This is a genomic window from Xanthomonas sp. NCPPB 2864, assembly GCF_056675615.1.
Genome location: NZ_JBWWVS010000007.1, coordinates 114,336 through 128,737 on the forward strand (window position 1 = coordinate 114,336; position 14,402 = coordinate 128,737).

A 14,402-nucleotide genomic window follows, 5' to 3' on the forward strand; every position below is an offset into this window, starting at 1 on the left:
GCTCCGTCAGGCGGTGCGTTCGAACAGCTCGCGGCCGATCAGCATGCGTCGGATCTCCGAGGTGCCCGCGCCGATTTCGTACAGCTTGGCATCGCGCCACAGGCGCCCGGTGGGGTAGTCGTTGATGTAGCCGTTGCCGCCCAGCACCTGGATCGCCTGGCCGGTGAGCCAGGTGGCTTTTTCGGCCGCGTAGAGAATCGCGCCGGCCGCATCCTGGCGCGTGGTCAGCCCGGCATCGCAGGCGCGCGCCACCGCATAGACGTACGCGCGGCAGGCGTTGAGCCCGACGTACATGTCGGCCAGCTTGGCCTGCATCAACTGGAAGGTGCCGATCGGCGCGCCGAACTGCTTGCGCTCGTGCACGTACGGCAGCACCACGTCCATCGCCGCTGCCATCAAGCCCAACGGGCCACCGGCCAGCACCACACGTTCGAAATCCAGCCCGGACATCAGCACGCGCACGCCGCCGTTGAGCGTGCCCAGCACGTTTTCGGCCGGCACTTCGCAATCGGTGAACACCAGCTCGCAGGTGTTGGAGCCGCGCATGCCCAGCTTGTCGAGCTTCTGCGCGGTGGAGAATCCCGGCATGCCCTTTTCGACGATGAAGGCGGTGATGCCGCGTGCGCCGGCATCCGGGTCGGTCTTGGCGTACACCACCAGCACATCGGCGTCCGGGCCGTTGGTGATCCACATCTTGCTGCCGTTGAGCACATAGCGATCGCCGCGCGCATCGGCGCGCAGCTTCATCGACACCACATCCGAGCCGGAGCCGGCCTCGCTCATCGCCAGCGCGCCGACATGCTCGCCGGTGCACAGCCTGGGCAGGTAACGCTGCTTCTGTTCCGGCGTGGCGTTCTTGCGCAGCTGGTTGAGGCACAGGTTGGAATGCGCGCCGTACGACAGGCCGATGGCCCCGCCGGCCCGCGAGATCTCTTCCATCGCCACCACATGCGCCAGGTAGCCCATGCCGCTGCCGCCGTACTCTTCTTCCACGGTCAGCCCGAGCAGGCCCTGCTCGCCGAACAGGCGCCACAGTTGGGCAGGGAAGACATTGTCCTGGTCGGCCGTAGCGGCGAGCGGGGCAATATGGTGGCTGGCGAAGGCCGCCACGCTTTCGCGCAGCAGATCGATGTCTTCGCCAAGCGCAAAATTCAGGGACGGCACGTGCATGGAGCGACTCCGCAGGGATCGGGATGTGCCGGGTGGGAGCGGGCAGGCCGCACGGCGTTTGTGCGCAGCCTAGCGGTCCGCAATGAAAAAGTGAACTAAAATTCAACTATTGAACCCAGAATCACACCATGGCTTATCGACGCTCCGCCCTGATGGAAGAACGCTTGGCCGGCAATCGCGAACGCATCCTGCACGCGGCCCGCGCCCTGATCGCCGAAGGCGGCTACCGCAATGCGCCGGTGACCGCCGTCGCCGCTGCCGCTGGCGTGTCCACCGGGCAGATTTACCGACACTTCCCGTCCAAGGCCGAGCTTTTTGTGGAAGTTCTCAATGCGGCGGTGCAGCGCGAGATGACCATCCTGCGCGCCATCACCACCACCCAGGCCAGCGCTGCCGAGCGCCTGCGCAATGCGATCGCCACCTTTGTGCGGCGCGCGCTGGCTGGCCCTGCGTTGGCGTACGCCTTCATCGCCGAGCCGGTGGAAAGCGAGGTGGATGCCGAGCGCATCCGTGGCCGACGCCTGTTCGGCGAAGTGTTCCGTCAGTTGCTTGCCGAAGGCGTGGCGGCTGGCGAGTTCCCGCCGCAATCGCTGGACGCGGCGGCGGCCTGCATCGTCGGCGCCTTCACCGAGGCGCTGGTGGGACCGATCGCCCCCAGTCGCGGCGATCCGCAGCAGGGCGAGCAACTGGTCGAGGCGATCTGCGGGTTCTGCCTGCGCGCGGTCGGCGCGCCCCAGCCGGCCGGCTGACAGTGCACTGACTGAGCCTCTAACTGGGCTGTATGAACGCTTCTGACTGTGCATATACTGTGCACTCGTCCTGCTGGAGTCGTGCGATGGTCGCCGTTCTCAATCCCCTGGCCCTGACCGAACGCCTGCGCGTGCCGGATCGCACCATCCTGTCGCCCTCGGCCATGGCCGGCCTGCTGGATCTGTCGCAGCAGGAGCTGGCCGAGCTGGCCGGTGTGCATCGCAACAGCCTGCGCGTGCATCCGGAAAGCCCGCGCGTGCAGGACCTGCTACGCAACCTGTCGCGCCTGCTGGTGGCGATGACGCAGCTCCAGCCGGACGAACGCCAGGTGGTGTTCCACCTCAAGAACACCCCGATCCCCGCGTTTGAATTCGCCACCTTGCTGGAAGTGGTCAAACAGGGCCGCACCGACGATGCGTTGACCTATCTGCGCACCGTCGCCTCGGGGGCCGCCGGTTGAAGCTGAGCGCCCCGGCGCACTGCACGCTGTATCGCGCCTTCACCCCGCGCTGGGCCGCCGAACCGCTGAGCGGCGCCGGTGCGGCACGCTCGGGCGGGCGCTTCAATCGTTTCGGGCAGCCGGCGCTGTATCTATCGCTGCAGCTGGAAACCGCTGCTGCCGAATACGCGCAGGCCGCGCTGTTCCTACCGCCATTGACCCTGGTCAGTTACGCCGCCGAGCTGCCGGCGTTGGCCGATCTGCGCCTGCTCGATGCAAGCTGGGATCCGCTCTGGTCCGATTGGACCGAGGACTGGCGCAAGGCCCTGGTCAACAAGATCGAACCGGTGAGCTGGGTGCTCGGCGACATGCTGCGCGAGGCGGAGATACCGGGCGTAATCTTTCCCAGCATGGCGTTGCCGGAGGGCATCAACGTGGTGTTGTTTCTGGACATGCTGCAGCCCGAACAGGTGTTGCGCGTGCTCGACGATGGCCGCCTGCCGCGCGACGGGCGTAGCTGGGGCGATCCGCCGATCGAGGCGTAGCGAGGTCCTTCAACCCAGCAACAGCTGCAGCGCACCCGCCAGCACCGGCGCGGCCACAGCCGTAGGCAGAATCAATCCACGCCGATACGGCAGCAGCCACAGCGACAGCAGCGCGGCAGCGCCGGTCAGTGTGCCCAGCCACAACACCGGGCCGATGCCCCAGCCTTGCGCGTGTACCGCCAGGCCGAAGGTGAGCAGCAACAACAACCAACCCAGCACGCGCAGTTGCCGCGAACGCGCGGCGCCCAGCGTACGGCCACGCACTTCCTGCTGATGCTTGTCCATCGCCAGGCACAGCGCGGCGAATCCGGAAAAATTCAGCGCCAGCAACAGCCACACGCTCATGCGCTCTCCTGCATCGGCACGCTGCCTTGCGCAGGCGCGGCGGCAGTGGCGCGCGCGCGTCGTGCCGATGCCGGTTGCGGCGCCCTCCAGTGTTGCAGGCGCCATCCCGCGATCCCGAGGGACACGCCAAGGAACAGGCAGACCAGGTCGACCCCGGCCAGCGTCCATTGCCCGGCCGGCAACGTCACGCCCAGATGCACATCGGTGGTGATCGCATTGACCACCGGCACCAACGCGAACAAGCCCGCACCCAGATACAGCTGCCAGCTCCACATCGCACGCCGAGGCCACACGAATGCGGCCAGCAATGCGGTGGCCCATGCGACGAAGAACAGATTGGCCTCCATCGCCGCGCGCCCCTCCAGGCCCACCGGCAACAAGCGGTTGGCCCAGAAGAAACTGGCAAAGGCGATCGGCAGGCCGGCGACCGTGCCGATGTTGAGCGCATCCACCAACCGCAGCCCGAAGCCGATGTGCCCGGCCTTCAGGTGTTTGGGGCGTTCCTTCACTGCCCACATCACCACGCCGCTGGCCACCATCAGGCAACCGAGCAAGCCGGAGCCGAAGAACAGCGCGCGCATCCACGGCCCGGCGAAGTGGGCGATATGCAGGCCTACCATCACCCCACGCGTCTGGCTGGCACCGCCCGGCGGCCCGCTGCGCTGCAGGCGCTGTCCAGTGATTGCATCGAACAGGATGGACGGCGCATCGGTGGAGAGGTTGCCAGCGCGCTGGGTGACGCCGACCGCCGCATGCGCGTCGTTGGGAAGCGAGACCGCCACGTTGCCCACCTCGCCGCCGCGCCAGTCGCTGCGCGCACGCGCCACGAATTGTTCCAGCGGCAGCATGCGCGCCGGCGTGCCGGAGGCGCTTCGCGTATCGGCGACCCGGTTGGCGGATTCTTCGTAGAAACGCATTTCGTTGTCGGGGTACTGCGCCTTGATGCCCCAAGGCAGGTACATGAACATCAAGGTCACGATGCCGGTGTAGGTGATCATCGCGTGGTACGGCAACGCGGTCACCGCGCTGACGTTGTGGAAATCCAGCCACGAGCGCAGGCCCTTGCCCGGGCGAAAGGTGAAGAAATCCTTGAAGATCTTCTTGTGCGTGATCACGCCGCTGATGATTGCCACCAGCATGAACATCGCGCAGAAACCGACGATATAGCGCGACCACATCACCGGCAGATAATGCAGGTCGAAATGCAGCCGGTAGAAGAATTCGCCACCCAGGGTGTCGCGTGCGGCAATCTCCCTGCCGGTGGCCGGGTCGATGATGGCGGTGCCGTACATCTGCCGGCGGCTGGCCGGTTTGCCATCGGCTGGCGCAGGGTTTTGCCAGTACATGCTGACTACCGGATTGCGCGTGTCCGGCAAGGTGATGTTCCAGCTCTGCGCATCGGCTGCATGCGTCTGCAGATACTGCTCGGCACTGCGCAGCGCGGTTGCGTTGCTCACCGTGGTGGTGGGCAATTCCGGGCGCATCCAGCGGCTGATTTCGTCGCGGTAATAACTCGCCGTGCCGCCCATGAAGATCAACAGCAGCACCCAGCCGACCAGCAGACCGGTCCAGGTATGCAGCCACGCCATCGACTGGCGGAATCCCTGCTTCATGCCACGCCCCGTTGCAGCCATGCGGCCAGTGCGAACATCAGCGCCGCCGGCACCGCGATGCCGGCCCAGGCGCGCCACACGCTGGCGGTGGCGAAGGCCCATAGCGGCGTGCAGGCGCACACCACGATGCCGACCAGCATGCTGGTCAACACCGCCTCGCTGCGTGGCATCGGCAGCACCAGCGCCAGCAGCAGATTGGTGGCGCTGGCGAGTGCATAGCCGCCAAACATCGCCGCCAGCGTGCGCCCAAGCACGCCCAGCCAGGGACGCCTGAACCAGGGCAGCGGCAGCGGCGGTGCGGTGGACATCGGATCAGCCAGGCATGCGGCCGACTTACTCGGCCAGGAAGGTCAACGTGCTGATGTGATGGATCATCGACACCTGCTTGCCGGCGATCTCACGCTTCACCGGCTCCTTGTTGGTGGCGACCAGGATGTGCCGGCCGGCGCGCAGCTTGGGCAGGGTCACCTGGCCCTTGGCGTCGGAGGTCAGCGTCTTCTGCCATTTCTGCGGGTCGATCACCGTCACCTCGACCTTGGGCAGCGGCTTGTTGCGATAGAGCACGGTCAGCGTGTTGCTGTTGGCGGCGGTGGGCACCAGTTCGAAATCGAGCTTGGCCGAGGGCGTGGCGCGCCCGGCACGTGCGTAATAGCTCACGGTCTCAAAGCCGCCGGCCTCGCCCTTCCACGGCTCGAACACACTGTCATCGCTCAGCCAGGCATCGCCGGTGCCGGACAACGGCGCGGTGAGGAATTCGCTGCCGCGCTGCAGGGCGCCAGCCTTGCCGGCGCTGCCGAACACGGTCGGCTTGACCACGCGCTTGATCTCGTCTTCGCCGTGATCCAGGGCCTCCTGCGCCGGCTCGCCGAAGTAGATGCGCACCGGACCGCTGCCGTCGCGCTCGATCCAGATCTCGTGGGCCTGGGCAGACAGACTGATGCTGGCCAAGGCCAGGCAGGACAGCAGGAAGGACTTCATCGCGGCGACTCCTCGTCAGCGGGACCGGGCGAGGCGAGGACCGCATCACCGTGGATTGATGGGAATGATACGCAATTCCCTCAAGCGCGACCAACGTCTCATGCGGCATTGCGGCAATTCATCGGGCTGCGCGGACCGGCGTGCCTGCAAGACCCATAGCGCGCCAGGGCGCAGCGCACACCGCTGCAATCACGGTCATGCACACTGGCCAGACGGGCGCGAACTGTGCTCTATACTCCGGCGCTAGCAGAGGTCTTCGACCAACAGCCAGGGGTGAGCGCGTGCGGAATTACGACCTCGAGTTCCTGAAGAAATTCTCGATGGTGATCGGACTACTGGTGGTGATCACCCTGGGCCTGATTGCCCTGGCAGCCTATTTGCAACGCGCCATTCCCGACGAAGTCTCGCCCACCGCGGCCAAGCGCGTGCAGCAACGCATCGCCCCGGCCGGCGCGGTCTATGCCGGCACCACCGGCGCGTCCGCACAGGCCGCAGCCCAGGCGGCAGCGCTGGCCAAGGCCGCCTCGCAGTCCGCCTACGGCGGCAGCACCGACGGCAAGACCATCTTCGACAACCTGTGCACCGCCTGCCACACCACCGGCGTGGGCAAGGCGCCGACGCTGGACCACGCGCATTGGGACGCGCGCATCGCCCAGGGCAAGGACACCTTGTACAAGCACGCGATCGAGGGCTACACCGGCCCGGATGGCGGCATCATGCCGCCCAAGGGCGGCAACCCGGCGTTGACCGAAGAACAGGTGCGGGCCACGGTCGACTGGATGCTGAGCAATCTGAAGTAAGCGCCTGCAGCGCAGCAGGCGGCTGACACAAGCGGTCGGTGTGCGGCCAGGTGGCAGCGCGCGCCGTGCGCGGGTGCGTCGACCGGTCAATCGCCAGGCTTGCACGCGCTGGAGCACGCTTTAGCTTTTGTAGGCCAGCACCCATTGCGCGAGCGTTTGCACTTGCTGCACGACGTGCTAGCACGATGACGTCAGCCTTGGACGCCCGGGCCGGCGCAAGTGCTTCGGGGAATGCCTGCAGTTACCGGCATCTGTAGATCGGCCACGCTACCCACGCAGCAGCTGGTCGCCACTCGCAACGTTTTGCTAGCCTGTCGCGGTTCTCACGCGCCGCCTTCGGGGCGGCGCTTGCATGTGGTCTACGTCTTTCTGGAGTGTGTCGATGTCGCGTTGCTCGCTGGTTGTGCTCGGTGTGATCGGTCTGTTGGCGCCACTGCTGGGCAGTGCCGCCGAGGGCGCGCCGCAACGTCTGTCGATCGCCGACGTGCAGGGCGAAGACACCCGTAGCCCCTATGACGGCCGTGTGGTCGACGTGGAGGGCATTGTCACCGCCGATACGCGTGCCGGTCTGGCCGGGCTGTTCGTGCAGCAGCCCGGCTTCGAGCCGCGGCGCTCGCATGGCTTGTTCGTTACCGGTGCCGGCAATGCCGAGGTGGCGGTGGGCGACCGCGTGCGCATCGTCGGCACCGTGCGCGAGGTGTCGGCAGGCGGCGAGGCGAGCCTGACCACGGTGGATGCCAGCAGTATCGAGCGACTGGCCAGCGGCCAGCCGGTGCCGGTGCGCATGCTCAGCGGGCCGCCGGCCAACTGGGAAGCGCTGGAAGGCGAGCACGTGCGCATCGCTGCGCTGACGCTCAACGGCAGCGATCGTCTGGACACCTATGGCGAGCTGGTCGCCGCGTTCGGCGGGCGCTTGTGGCAGCCCAGCGAAGTGGCCGCCGCCGGCACCCCGGCCTTCGCACAGGTGCAGGCCGACAACGCCCGTCGCCAGGTGTTGCTGGACGACGCGCGCAACGGCCGCAGCCCCAAGACGGTGGCCTATCTGCCGGCCGATCCGGTACTGCGCAGTGGCAGCTTGCTCAAGTCGGTCGACGGCATCGTCGACCAGCGCTACGACGGCAACTACCGCATCCAGGTGCTGAGTCCGTTGACGCTGCCGGCCATGCCGACCGCGGTGGCGCCACAGGTGGGCGGTGACCTGCGTATCGCCTCGTTCAATCTGGAGAACTTCTTCAACGGCAATGGCCGCGGCGGCGGCTTTCCGACCAAGCGCGGTGCGCGCACGCACGAGCAGTTCCAGGCGCAGCTGACCAAGCTGGTGTCCACCATCGTGCCGTTGCACGCCGATGTGGCCGCGTTGATGGAGCTGGAAAACGATGGCAATGACGCCGATGCGGCGGTGGCGCAACTGGTCGCCGCGCTCAACGCGGCTGACAAGGACAAGGACTGGCAGTTCGTCGACACCGGCAGCGGCCCGGGCGATGACGCGATCCGGGTCGGCATCGTGTACCGCAGTTCGCAGGTCACGCCGGTTGGCAAGCCGGCCACGTTGACCGGCGGGCCGTTCGACAGCCACAGCCGGGTGCCGCTGGCGCAGGCGTTTCGCAGCACCCGCGGGGCAACCTTCGTGGTGGTCGCCAATCACTTCAAGTCCAAGGGCTGCGGCAGTGCCAGCGGCGCCGATGCCGACCAGCGCGACGGCCAGGCCTGCTGGAACGCCACCCGCACCGAATCGGCCAAGCGCCTGCACCAGTGGTTGCAGACCGACCCCACCGGCGCGCAGACCAAGCTGGCTGTGTTGCTGGGCGATTTCAACGCCTACGCGATGGAAACGCCGATGCGCAGCCTGCGCGCCAGCGGCTGGCAGGACGCCTTTGCGGTGGCCGGCGTGAAGCAGCCCTACAGCTACGTCTACGATGGCATGAGCGGGCGGCTCGACCACGCCCTGCTCAGCCCGGCGATGGCCAAGCAACTGCGCGGCGCGGTGGAATGGCATATCAACGCCGATGTCATGGACGATGCCGGCTATGCCAAGCGCAATCTGCCCGGCCCGTGGCGCAGTTCCGACCACGACCCGGTGCTGCTGGGTTTTTCGCTATAGCGCGCTAGCTGGCGCACGTCCCGGCGCGGCGGCGCAGCCGCAGGTTGAGCAGGTGCGTGCTGGCCAGCAGCAGGCTGCCGGTCACCGTGATCGGGGTTTCCCAACTGCCGCCGGCAACCCCGCTGGCGCCCAGCACCAGGCCGGCTAGGCCGAAGACCGCCAGCGCCCATACCGGCGCGGGCAGTGCATGCCGGCGATGACTGCTCCACAGCGCGTAGCCGCTCAGCGGCACGGCGGCCGTGGCGAACACCACATGCACCCATTCGGCCCGGCTCCAGGCACCCAGCAGCGGCAGTGCAGCGGCCAGCAATGGCAGCGCTAGGCAGTGCAGCAGGCACAGGCTGGATAAGGCGATGGCCGAGTTGTCCAGTACAGAAGCGGTAACGCGCATCGGGGGTGTCCTGTCGAGCTAGTGTTATATAGTAACACTTCCATTCCAGCCAGGCCCTCAGGATGTCCCTGTCCCCCAAGCGCGATTCACGCCTGCCCGTCACCGTGTTGTCCGGCTTTCTCGGCGCCGGCAAGACCACCCTGCTCAACCGCATCCTGCATAACCGCGACGGCCTGCGCGTGGCGGTGATCGTCAACGACATGAGCGAGGTCAACATCGACGCGCAGCTGCTGCGCGAGGGCGGCGCGGCCTTGCGACGCACCGAAGAGACATTGGTGGAATTCAGCAACGGCTGCATCTGCTGCACGTTGCGCGACGATCTGCTGCAGGAGGTACGCAAGCTGGCCGAACAGAAGCGCTACGACTATCTGTTGATCGAATCGACCGGCATCGCCGAGCCGATGCCGGTGGCGGCCACCTTCGCGGTGCGCGATGCCGACGGCTTCAGCCTGGCCGACATCGCCCGGCTCGACACCATGGTGACGGTGGTGGACGGCAGCCGCTTCCTGCAGGACTTCGGCTCGGCCGCCACGCTGGCCGAACTCGGCCAGCAGGCCGGCCCGGACGATAGCCGCGGGCTGGTGCAGTTGCTGGGCGAACAGGTGGAGTTTGCCGACGTGCTGGTGATCAGCAAGTGCGATCAGATCGATGCACAGCAGCTGCAACGCCTGCGCGCGGTGTTGCGTGCGCTCAATCGCGAGGCGGCGATCGTCGACGCGGTGCATGGCGAAGTGCCAATGCGCCAGTTGCTAGACACCGGCCGCTTCGATTTCACTCGTGCGCAGCTGGCGCCGGGCTGGATGCAGGAACTGCGCGGCCAGCACACGCCGGAGACCGAGGAATACGGCATCAGCAGCTTCGTCTATCGCGCCCGCCGGCCGTTTCACCCGCAGCGCTTTGCGCGCATGGTGCAAGGCGGGCTGCCGCAGGTGATCCGCAGCAAGGGATTTTTCTGGTTGGCCAGCCGCATGGATTGGGTTGGCGAATTGTCCAGCGTGGGTGGCGCGACCCAGACCAATGCAGCGGGCTTCTGGTTTGCCGCACGCCATCGCGTGGATGCGCACGCCATCGGCGAGCCGCTGCAGACCAGCATCACGCCGCTGCCGTATACCGATATCGGCTGGCAGCGTCAGCAGACGCAATGCTGGACCGCGCCGCTGCCGCAACTGCACGAGGTTGGCGATGCCAGCGAGTACGCCACGATGCAGCGGCTGTGGCACCCACTGTGGGGCGACCGTCGCCAGGAGCTGGCGGTGATCGGCGTGGACATGGATGCGCCGCGCACGCGCGCTGCGCTGGATGCCTGCCTGCTCAGCGATCACGAGCTACGCCAGGGCCCGGCGCAATGGCAACTGCTGGACGATCCGTTTCCGCACTGGCAGCGCTGATGGCGGCCTGGATCGCGCTGTCGACATCCGTTCGCGCCTGGTTCCGGATGCAATCTGCCGCAGGCTTGCATCTGCAGTGCGGCGTGCGGACGTGCCGCCACGTGGCGGTGTATCGCATGCCTCACCCGCGGCCTCCGGACAGCGCGCACAGGCAACGGCGCTGTCCGGATCTTCCGCGGTAGCCGTTGTCGCTTGCCTTGCGATGTGCTCTTGCTTTTTCGGCAGACTGGCAACGAGAGCCGTCGTCCAGGCCGGCGACGCGAGGAGGGCGGCGACGGATCTAGGCGCCGAAGTGAGCACACCGCGACGCGATGACGGCTGCCAAACAACTGACTCATGCGCATCACAGTCCCCCTTGGGTCACTGCACGCATGATCTTCAGCGCTGCCCCTTCGAGGCGAGTGGCGAACCGGCGTCGCGCCGGCCGAATGCCGCCATCAGCCCAGCCGCATGCCCCAGGCGATCGCTGCGATTGCCGGCGCCGCCAGCAACAGCCCCACCCAGCCGCGTCGGCCGATGCGTTCGCCGAACCCCAGCTTGCCGACGAGCGCTCCCAGGATGACCACGCCCAGGTTCATGCTGGCGAAGACGGTGGCCGGGCTGTGTGGCAGCAACTGATGGGCGCGCACGTAGCACAGGATGTTGCCGAAATTGAGCGCGCCCAGGAGCACGCCGGCGAGCAGGTTGCGAAAGCTCAGGCGCGCGACACCGCCCCGGCGAACGACTTGCAGGCCAAGCATCAGCACACCTGCCAGGGCAAAGCACAGCGTCAATGACGTCAGCGACGGCGTACCGGCCTGTGCGATGTGCTTGAGCAACAGATCGATCAGGGCAAAGCCCATCCACACGCCTGCCAGCCACGGCCAGCCGATCGAGGTCGGGGCCGAATCCGCACCGGCGCCCTGCCGTGGCCGTTGCAGGATGCAGACGATGGCCAGCAGACCCAGGCCCAGTCCCGTCAGCTTCCAGGCATTGACCGGTTCACCGAAGAGCGTGAACGCCGCCGCCAGCGAGAGCAGGAGCGACAGGCGTTGGGCAATGTCGGTACGGACGATGCCGGCGGTGGCGACCGCGCGTGCCAGCAGCATGAAGATCGAGGGCAGCGCCACCGCCAATGCAAACAGTGCCAGCCAGGGCGTGGTCGGCGCGCGCAGCGTGTCCAGTGACGGATGCAGGGTCAGCCACGCCAGCAGTGCGGCGGTGGCGTAGTTCCAGGTGATCGCCTGCGCAGCATCCAGGCGATAGCGCGGCAGCAGCTTGAGAAGCACCGACACCAGGACACTGCAAACGACCGCAAACAGCAGAAAATGCATGGGCAACGCAACGAAGTGTGCAGGCAGGGCGATGAACGCGGCCGGCGGGGCGGCTATTATGACGGTATGTCCAATCCCTTATTCCCCACCGAATCGGCCGCACTGACATTGGACGGGCCGGTCGGTCCGCTCGATGTCGCGGTCGATCTGCCCGAGCCGGACGTTGCCGCGCAACCGGTCACCGCCATCGTCTGCCACCCGCTCTCCACCGAGGGCGGCAGCATGCACAACAAGGTCGTCACCATGGCTGCGCGCGCGCTGCGCGAGTTGGGGATCACCGTGGTGCGCTTCAATTTCCGCAGTGTCGGCAACTCGGCCGGTGCGTTCGATCATGGCGATGGCGAGCAGGACGATCTGCGTGCGGTCGCCGCATGGGTGCGCAGCCAGCGCCCGGGCGACACGCTGTGGCTGGCCGGCTTCAGCTTCGGGGCGTATGTGTCGCTGCGCGCCGCCGGCTCGCTTGAACCGCAGGTGCTGATCTCGATCGCGCCGCCGGCCGGGCGCTGGGATTTCAGCGACATGCAGCCGCCGGCGCAGTGGCTGGTGGTGCAGGGCGATGCCGACGAAATCGTCGACCCGCAGGCGGTGTATGACTGGCTGGAGACCCTGGAGCAGCAGCCCGAGCTGGTACGCATGCCCGACACCAGCCACTTCTTCCACCGCAAATTGATCGACCTGCGCGGTGCGATCCAGCATGGTGTCCGGCGCTGGTTGCCGGCCGCCGTCTGACCCCGGCAGAGCCCATGCGTATCGCCCGGCGATGCGCCGTTGAGCGGGCAAGGCAGCAGCCGGCCCGCGGAGAACACGATGAGTGAGATGACCCCGTCGCAGCGCTACGCCGCCGGCGTACAACGCGGCGACTGGCGCGCCGACCCCGCGCAGCAGGCGGCGCTGGCCGAGCTGGACCGTATCCACGAGGCATTGGTGGACAGCGCGCAGGACGGCTGGCTGGATCGGCTGTCGGCGTTCTGGAAAAAGCCCGAGCCGGTGCGCGGCCTGTATTTCTGGGGCGGGGTGGGGCGCGGCAAGACCTTCCTGGTCGACCTGTTCTACGACGGGTTGCCGATCAAGCAGAAGTACCGCACGCATTTCCATCGCTTCATGCGCGGGGTGCACGAGCAACTGCGCGAGCACGCCGGGCAAAGCGATCCGCTGGCCAAGATCGCGCAGCAGTGGCGCGAGAATTTGCGCGTGCTGGTGCTGGACGAATTCTTCGTCACCGACATCGGCGATGCGATGTTGCTGGCGCGCCTGCTGGAACGCCTGTTCGCCGAAGGCGTGACCCTGGTGACCACCTCCAACACCGCACCGGAAAACCTCTACGCCAACGGCCTGCAGCGCGACAGTTTCATGCCGGCGATCGGTCTGCTGCAGAAATTCTGCGTGGAACTCTATGCAGAAGGCACCGAGGATTACCGCATGCGCGCGCTGACGCGTTCACCGGTGTATCGCGCGCCCCTGGATGCGCAGGCCGATGCGTGGCTGACGCAGCGCTGGGGCGAGCTGAGCGGAAATTCCGAGCCGCGCAGCGGCAACATCGAAATCGAGGCGCGCAAGATTGCCGTGCGTGCGCGCGGCAAGAGCATCGCCTGGTTCGATTTCGCCGCGCTGTGCGAAGGCCCGCGTGGCCCGGGCGATTACATCGAGATCGCGCGCGAATTCACCACCGTGTTGCTGGGCGGCATCCCGCACTTCGATCGCATGAACGAGGACGCCGCGCGCCGCTTCGTCAATCTGATCGACGAGCTGTACGACCGCCACGTCAACCTGGTCTGCACCGCGCAGGACGCTCCGCCCGCGTTGTACAGCGGCCAGCGCCTGGCCGGCGCCTTCGAGCGCACCGCCTCGCGCCTGATCGAGATGCAGAGCGCCGAGTATCTGGCCACCGCACATCGGGCCTAGACATGCAGACGCGGCCCGGCCCCGGACTGCACAAGATCTTGTGACCGATCAGGACGGCGGCCTGGGCCAGTTCGGCGGCGGTGCCTGGTTGCACGACGGATCAAAAAATCGCTTGCAATTAAATAGTGCGCTATGTAAATTGCAGCCATGGACACCGCCACAGCCACCACCGCCCGGACCAACGCGCTGCTGCAGCTCGACAACCAGCTGTGCTTTGCGCTGTATTCGGCCAACCTGGCGATGCACAAGCTCTACCGCGGGCTGCTGAAGACGCTGGACCTGACCTATCCGCAATATCTGGTGCTGCTGGTGTTATGGGAAACCGACGGCCGCAGCGTGTCGGAGATCGGCGAGCGCCTGTACCTGGACTCGGCCACGCTGACCCCGCTGCTCAAGCGGCTGCAGGCTGCCGGACTGGTCACTCGCACGCGCGCCGCCAGCGACGAGCGTCAGGTGATCATTGCGCTGACCGATGCCGGCCGCGCACTGCGCGCCAAGGCTGGCGTGGTACCGGAGCAGGTGTTGTGCGCCTCGGCGTGTTCGTTGGACGAATTGCGTCAACTCAAGCAGCAGCTGGAAACGCTGCGCTCAAACCTCGGCACGGGGTGAGCCGGCCCCGCGAGATCCGCACGTCTTTGCAACATGTCGTACACGATTCAATCGTCAA

General features: G+C 66.8%; 16 protein-coding genes. 9 read left to right on the forward strand and 7 right to left on the reverse strand.

Annotated features, from left to right (window positions below):
• Positions 1-6: 6 nt before the first annotated feature.
• Positions 7-1,170: an isovaleryl-CoA dehydrogenase gene (locus tag AC1KVE_RS15365; RefSeq protein ID WP_016902048.1), complete on the reverse strand. Its 1,164-nt coding sequence runs from the start codon at positions 1,168-1,170 to the stop codon at positions 7-9.
• Positions 1,171-1,298: 128 nt separating this feature from the next.
• On the opposite strand from AC1KVE_RS15365, the gene AC1KVE_RS15370 reads away from it, so the two are divergent.
• From AC1KVE_RS15370 to AC1KVE_RS15380, 3 genes are all read left to right on the forward strand, one after another.
• The gene (locus AC1KVE_RS15370) at positions 1,299-1,919 is read left to right on the forward strand and encodes a TetR/AcrR family transcriptional regulator (RefSeq protein WP_054592068.1); all 621 of its coding nucleotides are present in this window, start codon (positions 1,299-1,301) and stop codon (positions 1,917-1,919) included.
• A gap of 86 nt (positions 1,920-2,005) precedes the next feature.
• Positions 2,006-2,380 carry a hypothetical protein gene (locus tag AC1KVE_RS15375; RefSeq protein WP_016902050.1) on the forward strand — a complete coding sequence of 125 codons (375 nt, stop codon included), beginning with the start codon at positions 2,006-2,008 and terminating at the stop codon, positions 2,378-2,380.
• Positions 2,377-2,904, forward strand: coding sequence for an RES family NAD+ phosphorylase (locus AC1KVE_RS15380; RefSeq protein WP_024939008.1), 528 nt, complete (start codon positions 2,377-2,379; stop codon positions 2,902-2,904). Before AC1KVE_RS15375 ends, AC1KVE_RS15380 begins: the two co-directional genes overlap by 4 nt.
• 9 nt (positions 2,905-2,913) lie before the next feature.
• On the opposite strand, the gene AC1KVE_RS15385 is transcribed toward AC1KVE_RS15380, so the two are convergent.
• Genes AC1KVE_RS15385 through AC1KVE_RS15400 form a run of 4 tightly spaced genes read right to left on the reverse strand, consistent with a single transcriptional unit; the run spans position 2,914 to position 5,840 of the window.
• Positions 2,914-3,249, reverse strand: coding sequence for a DUF3325 domain-containing protein (locus AC1KVE_RS15385; protein WP_016902052.1), 336 nt, complete (start codon positions 3,247-3,249; stop codon positions 2,914-2,916).
• Positions 3,246-4,862, reverse strand: coding sequence for a PepSY-associated TM helix domain-containing protein (locus AC1KVE_RS15390; RefSeq protein ID WP_481092565.1), 1,617 nt, complete (start codon positions 4,860-4,862; stop codon positions 3,246-3,248). The genes AC1KVE_RS15385 and AC1KVE_RS15390 overlap by 4 nt, the downstream gene beginning before the upstream one ends.
• A complete protein-coding gene (locus tag AC1KVE_RS15395) occupies positions 4,859-5,170 on the reverse strand; it encodes a DUF3649 domain-containing protein (protein WP_481092564.1) in 312 nt (103 codons plus the stop codon). Before AC1KVE_RS15395 ends, AC1KVE_RS15390 begins: the two co-directional genes overlap by 4 nt.
• A gap of 25 nt (positions 5,171-5,195) precedes the next feature.
• Entirely contained in the window at positions 5,196-5,840 is a 645-nt protein-coding gene (locus tag AC1KVE_RS15400; RefSeq protein WP_039528992.1) for a DUF4198 domain-containing protein, read from the reverse strand.
• Positions 5,841-6,121: 281 nt separating this feature from the next.
• On the opposite strand from AC1KVE_RS15400, the gene AC1KVE_RS15405 reads away from it, so the two are divergent.
• Positions 6,122-6,640, forward strand: a complete 519-nt coding sequence (locus AC1KVE_RS15405; protein WP_016902056.1) for a c-type cytochrome — start codon at positions 6,122-6,124, stop codon at positions 6,638-6,640.
• A 382-nt stretch (positions 6,641-7,022) separates the two neighbouring features.
• Positions 7,023-8,741: an ExeM/NucH family extracellular endonuclease gene (locus AC1KVE_RS15410; RefSeq protein ID WP_024939004.1), complete on the forward strand. Its 1,719-nt coding sequence runs from the start codon at positions 7,023-7,025 to the stop codon at positions 8,739-8,741.
• A gap of 4 nt (positions 8,742-8,745) precedes the next feature.
• Here AC1KVE_RS15410 and AC1KVE_RS15415 read toward each other — a convergent pair whose 3' ends face one another.
• The gene (locus tag AC1KVE_RS15415) at positions 8,746-9,132 is read right to left on the reverse strand and encodes a MerC domain-containing protein (protein WP_054592074.1); all 387 of its coding nucleotides are present in this window, start codon (positions 9,130-9,132) and stop codon (positions 8,746-8,748) included.
• 62 nt (positions 9,133-9,194) lie between these two features.
• On the opposite strand from AC1KVE_RS15415, the gene AC1KVE_RS15420 reads away from it, so the two are divergent.
• Entirely contained in the window at positions 9,195-10,520 is a 1,326-nt protein-coding gene (locus AC1KVE_RS15420) for a GTP-binding protein (protein ID WP_481092563.1), read from the forward strand.
• A 437-nt stretch (positions 10,521-10,957) separates the two neighbouring features.
• On the opposite strand, the gene AC1KVE_RS15425 is transcribed toward AC1KVE_RS15420, so the two are convergent.
• A complete protein-coding gene (locus tag AC1KVE_RS15425) occupies positions 10,958-11,833 on the reverse strand; it encodes an EamA family transporter (protein ID WP_481092562.1) in 876 nt (291 codons plus the stop codon).
• 66 nt (positions 11,834-11,899) lie between these two features.
• Here AC1KVE_RS15425 and AC1KVE_RS15430 point away from each other — a divergent pair, with 66 nt between their 5' ends.
• The 3 genes from AC1KVE_RS15430 (at position 11,900) to AC1KVE_RS15440 (ending at position 14,344) form a co-directional block, all read left to right on the forward strand.
• Positions 11,900-12,562: an alpha/beta hydrolase gene (locus AC1KVE_RS15430; RefSeq protein WP_065033153.1), complete on the forward strand. Its 663-nt coding sequence runs from the start codon at positions 11,900-11,902 to the stop codon at positions 12,560-12,562.
• Positions 12,563-12,640: 78 nt separating this feature from the next.
• Positions 12,641-13,735 carry a cell division protein ZapE gene (gene zapE, locus AC1KVE_RS15435; RefSeq protein ID WP_026064606.1) on the forward strand — a complete coding sequence of 365 codons (1,095 nt, stop codon included), beginning with the start codon at positions 12,641-12,643 and terminating at the stop codon, positions 13,733-13,735.
• Between the two features lie 147 nt (positions 13,736-13,882).
• Positions 13,883-14,344, forward strand: coding sequence for a MarR family winged helix-turn-helix transcriptional regulator (locus AC1KVE_RS15440; RefSeq protein WP_184614732.1), 462 nt, complete (start codon positions 13,883-13,885; stop codon positions 14,342-14,344).
• Positions 14,345-14,402 lie beyond the last annotated feature (58 nt).

Excerpts from the sequence above, each read along its gene's own strand:
- AC1KVE_RS15365 (WP_016902048.1), bottom strand. The coding sequence starts at position 1,170 with ATGCACGTGCCGTCCCTGAATTTTGCGCTTGGCGAAGACATCGATCTG.
- AC1KVE_RS15370 (WP_054592068.1), top strand. The coding sequence starts at position 1,299 with ATGGCTTATCGACGCTCCGCCCTGATGGAAGAACGCTTGGCCGGCAAT.
- AC1KVE_RS15375 (WP_016902050.1), top strand. The coding sequence starts at position 2,006 with ATGGTCGCCGTTCTCAATCCCCTGGCCCTGACCGAACGCCTGCGCGTG.
- AC1KVE_RS15385 (WP_016902052.1), bottom strand. The coding sequence starts at position 3,249 with ATGAGCGTGTGGCTGTTGCTGGCGCTGAATTTTTCCGGATTCGCCGCG.
- AC1KVE_RS15390 (WP_481092565.1), bottom strand. The coding sequence starts at position 4,862 with ATGAAGCAGGGATTCCGCCAGTCGATGGCGTGGCTGCATACCTGGACC.
- AC1KVE_RS15395 (WP_481092564.1), bottom strand. The coding sequence starts at position 5,170 with ATGTCCACCGCACCGCCGCTGCCGCTGCCCTGGTTCAGGCGTCCCTGG.
- AC1KVE_RS15400 (WP_039528992.1), bottom strand. The coding sequence starts at position 5,840 with ATGAAGTCCTTCCTGCTGTCCTGCCTGGCCTTGGCCAGCATCAGTCTG.
- AC1KVE_RS15410 (WP_024939004.1), top strand. The coding sequence starts at position 7,023 with ATGTCGCGTTGCTCGCTGGTTGTGCTCGGTGTGATCGGTCTGTTGGCG.
- AC1KVE_RS15415 (WP_054592074.1), bottom strand. The coding sequence starts at position 9,132 with ATGCGCGTTACCGCTTCTGTACTGGACAACTCGGCCATCGCCTTATCC.
- AC1KVE_RS15420 (WP_481092563.1), top strand. The coding sequence starts at position 9,195 with ATGTCCCTGTCCCCCAAGCGCGATTCACGCCTGCCCGTCACCGTGTTG.
- AC1KVE_RS15425 (WP_481092562.1), bottom strand. The coding sequence starts at position 11,833 with ATGCATTTTCTGCTGTTTGCGGTCGTTTGCAGTGTCCTGGTGTCGGTG.
- AC1KVE_RS15430 (WP_065033153.1), top strand. The coding sequence starts at position 11,900 with ATGTCCAATCCCTTATTCCCCACCGAATCGGCCGCACTGACATTGGAC.
- zapE (WP_026064606.1), top strand. The coding sequence starts at position 12,641 with ATGAGTGAGATGACCCCGTCGCAGCGCTACGCCGCCGGCGTACAACGC.
- AC1KVE_RS15440 (WP_184614732.1), top strand. The coding sequence starts at position 13,883 with ATGGACACCGCCACAGCCACCACCGCCCGGACCAACGCGCTGCTGCAG.